This window comes from Roseateles sp. 22389, assembly GCF_052044995.1.
Taxonomy (GTDB): Bacteria; Pseudomonadota; Gammaproteobacteria; order Burkholderiales; family Burkholderiaceae_C; genus Roseateles.
Map to the genome: position 1 here is coordinate 25,182 of NZ_JBQEOF010000034.1, position 10,866 is coordinate 36,047.

The 10,866-nt window shown below is 68.7% G+C and carries 9 protein-coding genes; 6 read left to right on the forward strand and 3 right to left on the reverse strand.

The window, feature by feature from the left end; translation table 11 throughout:
• Positions 1-27: 27 nt before the first annotated feature.
• From ACTJKJ_RS26935 to ACTJKJ_RS26945, 3 genes are all read right to left on the reverse strand, one after another.
• On the reverse strand, positions 28-1,248 hold the full coding sequence (locus ACTJKJ_RS26935) for an efflux RND transporter periplasmic adaptor subunit (protein WP_440823220.1): 1,221 nt from the start codon (positions 1,246-1,248) through the stop codon (positions 28-30).
• Positions 1,249-1,565: 317 nt separating this feature from the next.
• Positions 1,566-2,213, reverse strand: coding sequence for a response regulator (locus ACTJKJ_RS26940; RefSeq protein WP_091722286.1), 648 nt, complete (start codon positions 2,211-2,213; stop codon positions 1,566-1,568).
• Positions 2,210-3,370, reverse strand: a complete 1,161-nt coding sequence (locus tag ACTJKJ_RS26945) for a histidine kinase (RefSeq protein WP_440823222.1) — start codon at positions 3,368-3,370, stop codon at positions 2,210-2,212. Before ACTJKJ_RS26945 ends, ACTJKJ_RS26940 begins: the two co-directional genes overlap by 4 nt.
• A gap of 271 nt (positions 3,371-3,641) precedes the next feature.
• Here ACTJKJ_RS26945 and ACTJKJ_RS26950 point away from each other — a divergent pair, with 271 nt between their 5' ends.
• From ACTJKJ_RS26950 to ACTJKJ_RS26975, 6 genes are all read left to right on the forward strand, one after another.
• Positions 3,642-4,100, forward strand: a complete 459-nt coding sequence (locus ACTJKJ_RS26950) for a hypothetical protein (RefSeq protein ID WP_343604014.1) — start codon at positions 3,642-3,644, stop codon at positions 4,098-4,100.
• Positions 4,101-4,223: 123 nt separating this feature from the next.
• Positions 4,224-4,586 carry a response regulator gene (locus ACTJKJ_RS26955; protein WP_067068294.1) on the forward strand — a complete coding sequence of 121 codons (363 nt, stop codon included), beginning with the start codon at positions 4,224-4,226 and terminating at the stop codon, positions 4,584-4,586.
• A 19-nt stretch (positions 4,587-4,605) separates the two neighbouring features.
• Positions 4,606-6,753 carry a chemotaxis protein CheA gene (locus ACTJKJ_RS26960; RefSeq protein WP_440823224.1) on the forward strand — a complete coding sequence of 716 codons (2,148 nt, stop codon included), beginning with the start codon at positions 4,606-4,608 and terminating at the stop codon, positions 6,751-6,753.
• Positions 6,754-6,825: 72 nt separating this feature from the next.
• Complete coding sequence (locus ACTJKJ_RS26965; RefSeq protein ID WP_440823227.1) at positions 6,826-8,751, forward strand: methyl-accepting chemotaxis protein; 1,926 nt, start codon at positions 6,826-6,828, stop codon at positions 8,749-8,751.
• A 54-nt stretch (positions 8,752-8,805) separates the two neighbouring features.
• Positions 8,806-9,315: a chemotaxis protein CheW gene (locus ACTJKJ_RS26970; protein ID WP_440823231.1), complete on the forward strand. Its 510-nt coding sequence runs from the start codon at positions 8,806-8,808 to the stop codon at positions 9,313-9,315.
• 160 nt (positions 9,316-9,475) lie between these two features.
• Positions 9,476-10,866 (forward strand): methyl-accepting chemotaxis protein (locus ACTJKJ_RS26975; protein WP_440823229.1); only part of this gene is annotated, 1,391 nt, incomplete at its 3' end.

Genomic DNA, 10,866 nt, shown 5'->3' on the forward strand with positions numbered 1-10,866 from the left:
CTCGCTTCAACGGTTCATGCACTTCGTTCACTTGGCGGCGGTCAGCTTGATCGCGCCGCCATCCCGCAACTGCTCCGGCGGACTCAGCACGAGGGGCTCGCCGGCCTTCAGGCCCTCGAGCACCACCGCCTGATCGCCCACCGGCGTTCCCTGCTTGACCTTGCGCGCCGCGGCCTTCTGGCCGACGACGACGAACACCACGTCCGCGCCGTCGCGCGTGACGACCGCGGACCGCGGCACCAGCACGCCCGGCGGCGGCGCGGCCTGCGCCTGCGCCTTGCCGGCGAGGAAGGACACCCGCACGCCCATGTCGGGCACGACGCGCTGGTCCTTCTGCTCCAGCGCCACCCGCACCTTGACGGTCGCCTTGCCGCGGTCGGCCGACGGCACCACCGCGATCACATGTGCCGGGATGCGCCAGTCGGGATAGGCGTCCAGCACCGCCTCGGCCGGCATGTCGGACTTGACCTGGCCGATGTAGGCCTCGTTGACGTCGACGTCCACTTCCAGCGAGTCCATGTCGACGATGGTGCCGACACCGGTGCGGGTGAAGCCGCCGCCGGCGGACAGCGGCGAGACGATCTCGCCGACCTGCGCCGCCTTGGCGGTGATGACGCCGGAGAACGGCGCCTTGACCACCGTGTAGTCGAAGTTGACCTGCGCCTGCGCCGCCTGCGCCGAGGCGGCGTCGGCCTCGCGGCGCCGCGCCTCCAGCTGCGCCGCGGTCGCGGTCACCGCCGTGCGGGCCTGCTCGGCCAGCTGCCGGGTCGTCATGCCGCTCAGGGCCAGCTCGTCCTGGCGCCGGAGGTCGGACTGCGCCTGCACCAGCTGCGCCCGCGTCGCCTCGATGTTGGCCTGGGCGCTCTTGACGTTCGCCCGCGCCATGTCCAGCGCCGCCCGCAGCGCATGGTCCTCGAGCCTGGCCAGCACCTGGCCCTTGCGGACCTTGTCACCCTCCTCGAACAGCACCTCGGTCAAGGTGCCGGTGATCTGCGTCGAGACCGTGGCCGCGCGCCGCGCGGTCACATAGCCGGTAGCCTGGAGCACCGCGTTGCCGCCCGCGCCGCCGCGCGCCTGCGCGTTCGCGGTCTGCACCTCCGGCACCTGGGACTGCGTCCACCACCACCAGCCGCCCGCGCCCAGCAGCACCAGCACCATCAGCACCACCCCCAGGATCCAGACCCACCGCGGCGGCCCGCCGCCATGGTCCTCGCGCTCATCGCCCTGGATGCGCAGCTCTTTCAACAATGCGGTATCGATGACGGCCCCCTGTGTTCAATCCGGGGCGCATTCTCCGAGGCGCCCCCGCCTCGTCAAGACTCGCTTGCGATGAATGGCGGCTGGCAGGCGCGAATGTCCCCTGAAGACGACGAACGGGAGGGGGCGGTTTCGACGGGCGCGCGTGGGTTAGGACTTCGGATCGCCAAGCGCGGGCTCTCCACGGGGCATGGGGGATCCCTCCTGGACCCCCAAGCCCCATTCCGGCCCCACTCTCACTCGCTGCCTGCCCCCCTTTTGGGCTCGCTGACTTCCCCCTTTGGAACAGCGAGCAGTGCGGGGGCTGCTCAGCTTTCGACCAGTCCGTTGCGGATGGCGTAGACGGTCAACTCGGAATTGTTGGACAGCGCCAGCTTCTCCAGGACACGGGCGCGATACACGCTGACGGTCTTGGGGCTGAGCATCAGCTCCTCGGCGATGTCGGACAGGCGCTTGCCGGAGGCAATCATCACCAGCGTCTGCAGCTCGCGGTCCGACAGCTTCTGGTGGGCCTGCTCCGGCGCCGGCGCCGTCAGGCTCTCGACCAGCATCTGCGCGATCTCCGGCGTCACGTACTTGCGGCCCTGCGCCACGGTGCGCACCGCCTGCACCAGCAGCTGCGGGTCGCCGCCCTTGTTCACGTAGCCGAAGGCTCCGGCGCGCAGCGCGCGGATCGCGTACTGGTCCTCGGGATACATCGACACGATCAGCACCCGCGTCGTCGTGCCCTCGTCCTTGAGCACGTGCAGGACGTCCAGGCCGCTGCGGCCCGGCATGTTGATGTCCAGCACCAGCACGTCGCACTGCTTGTCGACCGGCAGGCTGCGCATCAGGCTGCGCAGCTCGCCGTAGTCCCCGGCCTCGCCGACGACCTCGATGTCGGGCGCGTCGGAGAGCGTGTCGCGGATGCCGCGGCGGATCAGCGCGTGGTCGTCGCAGAGGATGACTTTGATCATAGGGCGCCCCACGAGGAGGGGTCATGGCCGGCTCCGACCGAGAGCGGCTCGCCGTCCTCGTCGAACTCGAAGTCGCCGATGACGCCGCGCAGCGGCACCGACAGGATCAGCGCCGTGCCATGCAGACCGCTGCTCAGGTCGACCCAGCCGCCCACCGTCGCGGCGCGCTCGCGCAGGCCGCGGATGCCGAAGCTGCGGGCCTTGCTCAGGTCGCCCGGCGCGATGCCGTGGCCGTTGTCCTTGATCTCCAGCGTCAGCACGCCGCCCTCCATGCTCAACTCCACCTCGACCCGGGTCGCGCCGGCATGCTTGGACACGTTGGTCAAGGCCTCCTGCGCGCAGCGGTAAGCCACCAACGGCACGCCAGCCGGCAGTTGGAAATGGTCGCCCACGTGCCGCACCGAGGTCGCAATGCCGGTGCGGCGCTCGAAGCGCGCCGCCAGCCACTGCACCGCTGCCAGCAATCCTTGTTCCAGGATCGCCGGACGCAGGTTGTGCATGATCCGCTGGCTCGATTCGATGGCGCTGGTGACCGTCTCCAGCGCCGACTGCACCCGCTGCTGCACGTCCTCGTCCTTGCTGTGGCGCGCGATCCACGCCAGGTCGAACTTGAGCGCCGTCAGCGAGCCCCCGACGTCGTCGTGGATTTCGCGCGCGATCGCGGCCCGCTCCATCTCGACGCTGGTCTGCAGGTGCCCCGCCAGCTCGTGCAGCTGCTGCTTGGACTTGAGCAGTTCGCGGTCGGCCTCCTGACGGGCGAGCTGGGCCTCGCAGGACTCGATCGCATGCAGCAGCGCCGGCGCCAGCCGCGCCAGATTGTTCTTGAGCAGGTAGTCCGAGGCGCCGGTGCGCATCGCCGCAACCGCCGTGTCCTCGCCGATCTCGCCGGACACCAGCACGAACGGGAGCACCAGTTGCCGCTGCTTGATCATGTCCAGCACGACGAGCCCCGAAAACCCCGGCAGGTTGTAGTCGGAAATCACCGCATCCCAGGTCCGGTCGAGCGCGACCTCGATATCGGGCAGCGTGTCCAGCCGCGTGATTTCGAAACGCAATCCGGCCCGTTGCAGTTGGGCCAGGATCAGTTGGTGATCCAGGTCGGAATCCTCGATATGCAGCAGGCGCAGACAGCGCTCGGCCAGGGGGAGAGTCGGCATGGGCGCGAGTATGCCAAGTTTGTCGCGCATCCCTCATCTGCGCAGGAGACCCCTGGGTTTTATTGATCTGGAAACCGTAGAGTCTTGGGTTTACCCTTATCGAGATTTGTCAGCGTCCAGTCGATCCAAGCTAATGGGACTACTTTGCACGGTTAGTCCCGTCGACAGATGCGTGGCAAAAGCCGAAGATTCTTGCCAGCCGACAAGTCCGGGCGCATGTTTGAGTTGGGCAGACATGACGACGCACCAGGACGCCCTATGTGGAGCCAAGATGCATATCGATGAGACGTCGGTCGAGCCGGAAGGCAGCGGACTGATGCCGCTGCTGGCCGCTGCCGAGCTGCAGGACCACTTGATGACGGTCAACAACGACCTGGAGCGCCTGCAGCGTCTGCTGGACGATGCCTGCGAAGCCCTGTCGACGCATTTCTTCGGCGCGTCGGGCCTGGTCGACCAGATGCGCGAGCGCCTGCCCGAGGCCCGGGACCAGGACGCGCTGCAGCAGTTGATGCTGCATCTGGCCGGTGCGATCACGGCGCTGCAGTTCCAGGACATGTCCACGCAGCTGATCGCGCACACGAGCCAGCGGCTGCGCAATTGCTCGGACCAGTTGGCCCGCGACACCTTCGGGGAGGACGAGGACGGCACGGCCGTCGTCGAGACCGCCCCGCTGCGTCCCAATCCCGTCACGCAGGACGAGATGGACGCGGGATCGATCGAGTTGTTCTGACGATGTTCCGTCGTTCCGTCCGTTAGGTCACGAAAACACCGGCCGCTGTCGGCAGACCGCCGTCAAGGCCCTCAAGAATCTTCAGGTCCACCCGAAAACCGCTTGTCATCCGGAGAACCAAAAATGCCCTCGATCCTCGCCGTAGACGATTCGGCCTCCATGCGCCAGATGGTCTCGTTCACCCTCAAGAATGCGGGTTTCAACGTCGTGGAGGCGGTGGACGGGCAGGACGCCTGGGAGAAGTCGTCGCAACGCGATTTCGACCTGGTGCTGACCGACCAGAACATGCCCCGGATGGACGGGATCAGCCTCACCAAGAAGCTGCGCGACAACCCCAAGTTCAAGACCACGCCGATCCTGATCCTGACCACCGAGTCCAGCGACCAGATGAAGCAGGCCGGCCGCGCCGCCGGCGCCACGGGCTGGCTGGTCAAGCCTTTCGACCCGGCCAAGCTGATCGAGGTGATCGGCAAGGTGATCCGCTGAAGGCGAGCTGGAGAGATTCATGGGAGATATGACCTCCGAAGGCGCAAACCTCGGCGCAGGCATCGACCTGAGCCAGTTCTACCAGGTCTTCTTCGAAGAGGCCGGCGAGAACCTCGACAACATGGAGCAGCTGCTGCTCAACCTGGACATCGAGAACCCGGACGATGAGCAGATGAATGCCATCTTCCGCTGCGCCCACTCGATCAAGGGCGGCGCGGCGACGTTCGGCTTCAACGACGTGGCCGAGCTGACGCACCAGATGGAGACGCTGCTGGACAAGCTGCGTCGTCATGAACTGGCCCCGACCTCGCCGATGGTGGACGTGCTGCTGCAGTCGGGCGACGCGCTCAAGGCGCAGTTGGCCCGTCACCAGGGCTCGGGCGCCGACGCGGTGGACACCTCGGCCCTGCTCAGCAGCATCCGCACGCTGGTGGACGGCGGCACGCTGGACGGCACCCGCGTCCCCACGGCCGCGCCGGCCCCGGCCGCCGCGCCCGCCCCGGCGCCCGCGGCCGCGGCCCCCGCCCCGCTGAAGTCCACCGTGCGCCAGCTCGAGCTGCTGGTCGGCCCGCTGAGCAACACGGCGCAGGCGGACAACCTGGTCGAGCTGTTCAAGGAAATCACCGACCTGGGCACCATCGAGCCGCTGGACGGCGGCATCCCGGCCGACGGCATGCGCCGGTTCAAGGTCCTGACCAGCAGCACCGACAACGACCTGCTGGACCTGTTCACCTTCCACGTCTCGCGCGAGCAGGTCAAGCTGATGCCGCTGACCGAGGGCTTCGGCTTCCATGAAGGCGCGCCCGGCGCGCCGGTGGAGACCAAGAAGGACGAGGACCCCGGCTACGGCTTCTTCGACGACGCCCCGGGCGTGCCCGAGGCCACCGCCGCCGAGGCGAAGGCGGCCGAGGCCGCCAAGGCCAGCGTGCCGGTCCCGGCCGCCAAGCCGGCGGCCCCGGCCCGCACCGACGTCGCCCCGCGCGCCGGCGGCGGCGCCAGCCCGGACCAGTCCACGCTGCGCGTGTCGGTCGAGAAGGTCGACCAGCTGATCAACCTGGTGGGCGAGCTCGTCATCACCCAGGCCATGCTGGCGCAGAACAGCCGCAACCTGGATCCGGGCCTGTACCAGCAACTGGCCTCCGGCCTGGCCGACCTGGAGCGCAACACCCGCGACCTCCAGGAATCGGTCATGTCGATCCGCATGATCCCGATGTCGGTGGTGTTCAACCGCTTCCCGCGCATGCTGCGCGACCTGGCGGCCAAGCTGGGCAAGAAGGTCGAGCTGGTCACGCAGGGCGAAGCCACCGAACTGGACAAGGGCCTGGTCGAGAAGATCACCGACCCGCTGACCCACCTGGTGCGCAACAGCTGCGACCACGGCATCGAATCGCCGGCCGATCGCCTGGCCAAGGGCAAGCCCGAGCAGGGCACGATCACGCTGGTCGCCTCCCACCAGGGCGGCTCCATCGTCATCGAGGTCCGCGACGACGGCCGCGGCCTGAACCGCGAGAAGCTGATCAGGAAGGCTCGCGAGAAAGGCATCGACGCGCCCGACTCCATGACCGACCAGGAAGTCTGGGGCCTGATCTTCGCGCCGGGCTTCTCGACCGCGGACCAGGTCACCGACGTCTCCGGCCGCGGCGTCGGCATGGACGTGGTGAAGAAGAACATCACCTCGCTGGGCGGCACGGTGGAGATCGACTCCGCCGAGGGCTACGGCATGAAGGTCTCGGTGCGGCTGCCGCTGACGCTGGCCATCATGGACGGCATGAGCGTGGGCGTCGGCGAAGAGGTCTACATCCTGCCGCTGTCGTCGGTGGTCGAGTCCTTCCAGGTCCAGGCCGACACGATCAAGACCGTCGGCGGCTCCGGCCGCGTGGTCGAGGTCCGCGACGAGTACATGCCCGTCGTCGAGCTCGAGCAGGTCTTCAACGTGCCGCGCTTCGACTTCGAGCATGTCAGCTCGATCATGGTCGTGGTCGAGGCCGAGGGCGGCCGCGTCGCGCTGCTGGTGGACGAGCTGCTCGGCCAGCAGCAGGTCGTGGTCAAGAACCTGGAGGCGAACTACCGCAAGGTCACCGACGTCTCCGGCGCCACCATCATGGGTGACGGCCGCGTCGCGCTGATCCTGGACGTGGGCAGCCTGGTGCGCCGCTCGCGCCATTGAACGTCATTGAGCGCCATTGAAGTCACGTGGGCATCGGCCGGGCGGCCGATGCGCAACGCATAAGAGGTAGACATGAATTTCAGCGCGTTGATGCGTCAATTCAGCATCCGGACCCGCATGATCGGCGCGATCGGCATCGTGCTGGCGCTCCTGATGGTGGTCGGCAGTGTCGGCCTGTTCGGCATGCAGTCGATGCGAGGCCAGACCCAGGAGTTCCTGGAGAAATCCGCGACCCGCGGCCAGCGCGTGGGCGCCCTTCACGGCGCGATGGGAGAGATCCGTCGCTACGAGAAGGACATGATCATCAACTACGAGAAGCCCGAGGTCGTGAAGCAGGCCCACGCGGCCTGGGACAAGTCGCGCAAGGCCGCGGCCGAGCACCTCGAGGCCGTCGCCGCGCTCAGCCCGGAAGACGACAAGGCCGTGCTGATGCAGATCAAGGCCTCGCTGGAGACCTACGCGCAGAAGGCGGCCAACGTGGTGTCGCAGCTGGAGGCCGGCGCCTATGACCACGCCGCGGTGGCGGATCGGCTGCTCGGTCCCGCCAAGGAGCAGGTCGCGCAGGCCGAGAAGCAGCTCGACGAAGTCGAGAAGCGCATGCAGGCCCAGGCCGAGGACATGCGCGCCGGCATCGAGAAGACGCAGGGCGGCGTGCTCTGGACCTTCGGCCTGGTGCTGGTGTTCGCCGCGATCGTCGTGGTGCCGCTGACGCTGCTGAACATGCAGACCATCTGCGCGCCGCTGGCCGAGGCCGAGGCGCTCGCCGAGGCCATCGCCGAGGGCGACCTGTCCCGCGAGATGAAGCCGGTCGAGGGCGTGGACGAGGCCTCCAAGCTGATGCGCTCGCTGCACCACATGCAGGAAGCGCTGCAGGCGATGGTCGGGCAGCTGCGCACCGCGGCCGATTCGATCCGCACCGCCTCGGTGGAGATCGCCACCGGCAACCAGGACCTGTCAAGCCGCACCGAGCAGACCGCATCCAACCTGCAGGAGGCCGCCTCCTCGCTGGTGCAGCTGACCGGCACGGTCAAGCAGACCGCCGATTCGGCGCGCACCGCCAACCAGCTGGCTTCCTCCGCCTCGGGCGCGGCGGCCAAGGGCGGCGAGGTGGTGAGCCAGGTGGTCTCGACGATGGACGAGATCAACGCCAGCTCCAAGCGCATCAGCGACATCATCGGCACGATCGACGGCATCGCCTTCCAGACCAACATCCTGGCGCTGAACGCGGCGGTGGAAGCCGCCCGCGCCGGCGAGCAGGGCCGCGGTTTCGCGGTGGTGGCGGGCGAGGTGCGCTCGCTGGCCCAGCGCAGCGCCGAGGCCGCGCGCGAGATCAAGACCCTGATCGGCGCCAGCGTCGAGCGCGTGGAGACCGGCTCGCGCCTGGTGCAGGAAGCGGGCTCGACGATGAGCGACATCGTCTCCAGCGTGCAGCGGGTGACGGACATCATCGGCGAGATCACCGCCGCGTCCAGCGAGCAGAGCGACGGCATCAGCCAGGTCAACCAGGGCGTGAGCAACCTGGACCAGATGACGCAGCAGAACGCCGCGCTGGTGGAGCAGTCCGCCGCCGCCGCCGAGAGCCTGAAGGACCAGGCCGAGCGCCTGGGCGCCGTGGTCGACCGCTTCCGCGTGTCGGGCAGCGCCGGCGCGCTGTCGGCGACCGCGTTCACCGCGAAGTCGTCGTCTTCTTCGTCGCCGTCTTCTTCGTCGTCGTCGGGCGTCACGTCCGCGTCGACGACCTTCAGCGCCAGGCCGGCCGCGTCGTTCAGCGCCGCCACGGCGCCAGCCGCCAAGCCGGTGGCTGCCGCGAAGCCGCTGGCGTCGTCGGCCCATGGCGTCGCAAAGACGGCCGCAAACACGGCCGCCAAGCCGGCCCGGGCCGCGCTCAAGCCCGCCGCTCCCAAGCCCGTGGCCCCGAAGGCCGCGCCCGCTCCGTTCACTCCGCCGCCGGCTGTGCCGGCCACCACCGCCGCCGACGGCGACTGGGAAACCTTCTAATCCGCCGCACGAGGTCAACACATGGAAATCGTTCAACAAACCGGCACGCAAGTCATGCAAGCGAACTCCGGCGCGCTGGTCCCGCAAGGCGTCAGCGCCGCGCCCGCCAGCGGCGAGTACCTGACCTTCCGCCTGGGTCAGGAGGAGTACGGCATCGACATCCTGAAGGTGCAGGAGATCCGCTCCTACGAGCAGCCGACCCGCATTGCCAACGCGCCCGAGTTCATCAAGGGCGTGGTGAACCTGCGCGGCGTCATCGTCCCGATCGTGGACCTGCGCCTGAAGCTGGGCTGCGCCACCGCCGAGTACAACAGCTTCACCGTCGTCATCGTGCTGAACGTCAAGAACCGCGTCGTCGGCGCGGTGGTCGACTCGGTGTCGGACGTGCTGGAGCTGAACCGCGACGTGATCCGCCCGGCGCCCGAGCTGAGCGCCAGCGCCGTCAACACCAGCTTCATCATGGGCATCGGCGCGGTCGCCGAGCGCATGCTGATCCTGATCGACATCGAGGGCCTGATGTCCAGCGCGGACATGGGCCTGATGGATGCGATGACCACGGCCTGATCACGCGCAACGCCCGGCACCGTCCGGGCGTTTCTCCTGCCGGGCGTGCGCCCTGCCCTGAGGGGTCCCGGAGCAGGAGAAAAGACCGAGAGAGCGAATCGTGGAGGCACGCGCCAGAGAGCGGCACACGCCCGGCGCCGACGAGACACGGAGCCCGTTCATGTTCGACTCGATCAAGACCCGACTGATCTCGCTGGGCGTGGGCATCGTCGCCCTGACGCTGCTGGCGATCACCGTCGCCAACTACGTGACGGTGCGCGGCCACACCCACCGGCAGGTTTCCCAAGCCCTGGATGAACTGGCCGCGGCGCGCGGCGACGCGATCCGGCAATGGGTGCGGGCGCAGCGCGACATCGTGGCCTCGCTGCAGCCGGCGGTCGGCGCCGCCGACCCGGTGCCGCTGCTGCAGCAGGCGGCCAAGTCCGGCCGGCTCGAGGCCGCCTACGTCGGCTTCGCGGACAAGAAGATCGTCTTCAACACGCCGCAGAACCTGCCCGCCGACTACGACCCCACCGGCCGCCCCTGGTACACCGGCGCCGCTTCCGCGTCGGGAACGATCCTGACCGCGCCCTACATGGACGCGTCCAAGGGCCGCCTGGTGGTGACCTTCGCGGCGGCGGACAAGAGCGGCGGCGGCACCAAGGCCGTGGTCGCCACCGATGTCTTCCTGGACGACGTCGTCGCCACGGTCCAGGCGATCAAGCCGACACCCGGCGGTTTCGCCTTCCTGATGTCCAAGGACGGGAAGATCGTCGCGCACCCGGACGCCCAGTTGGCGCTGAAGGCGGCCACGGCGATCTCCGAGCAGCTGACGCCGCAGGCGCTGGCGACCGCGCTGGACCCGCAGGCCGGCTGGGCCGAGGCGCGGGTCGGCGGGGACGACTTCCTGATCAGCGGCACCCCGATCGCGGACACCGACTGGCAGCTGTTCGTCGCGGCGAAGAAGGACGAGGCGCTGGCCTCGCTGGGCGCGCTGCTGCGCACCGCGATGATCACGGCGCTGGTCATGATGGCGATCGCCGCGCTGGCGATGACCGGCACGATCAGCGCGATGCTGCGCGGCGTGGACCGCGTGCGCGCCGCGCTGGACGACATCAGCGCCGGCGACGGCGACCTGACCCAGCGCCTGCCCGCGGGCGGCCGGGACGAGGTCGGCCGCATCGCGTCGTCCTTCAACCTGTTCGCCGAGAAGATCCAGCGCATCCTGCTGGACGTGCGCTCGGCCAGCAACTCGATCACCACCGCCTCCAGCGAGATCGCGATCGGCTCGCAGGACCTGTCGCAGCGCACCGAGGAGACCGCGTCCAACCTGCAGCAGGCGGCCTCGTCGATGGAGGAACTGACCGCGACGGTGCGCCAGACCGCCGACGCGGCGCAGACGGCCAACCAGCTGGCCTCGAGCGCGTCGAGCGCGGCAGCGCGCGGTGGCGAGGTGGTGGGCCAGGTGGTCTCGACGATGGACGAGATCAACGCCAGCTCCAAGAAGATCAACGACATCATCGGCGTCATCGACGGCATCGCGTTCCAGACCAACATCCTGGCGCTGAACGC

Bases quoted from the DNA above. Each gene is read 5' to 3' on its own strand.
- ACTJKJ_RS26940 (WP_091722286.1), bottom strand. From the start codon at position 2,213: ATGATCAAAGTCATCCTCTGCGACGACCACGCGCTGATCCGCCGCGGC.
- ACTJKJ_RS26945 (WP_440823222.1), bottom strand. From the start codon at position 3,370: ATGCCGACTCTCCCCCTGGCCGAGCGCTGTCTGCGCCTGCTGCATATC.
- ACTJKJ_RS26950 (WP_343604014.1), top strand. From the start codon at position 3,642: ATGCATATCGATGAGACGTCGGTCGAGCCGGAAGGCAGCGGACTGATG.
- ACTJKJ_RS26955 (WP_067068294.1), top strand. From the start codon at position 4,224: ATGCCCTCGATCCTCGCCGTAGACGATTCGGCCTCCATGCGCCAGATG.
- ACTJKJ_RS26960 (WP_440823224.1), top strand. From the start codon at position 4,606: ATGGGAGATATGACCTCCGAAGGCGCAAACCTCGGCGCAGGCATCGAC.
- ACTJKJ_RS26965 (WP_440823227.1), top strand. From the start codon at position 6,826: ATGAATTTCAGCGCGTTGATGCGTCAATTCAGCATCCGGACCCGCATG.
- ACTJKJ_RS26970 (WP_440823231.1), top strand. From the start codon at position 8,806: ATGCAAGCGAACTCCGGCGCGCTGGTCCCGCAAGGCGTCAGCGCCGCG.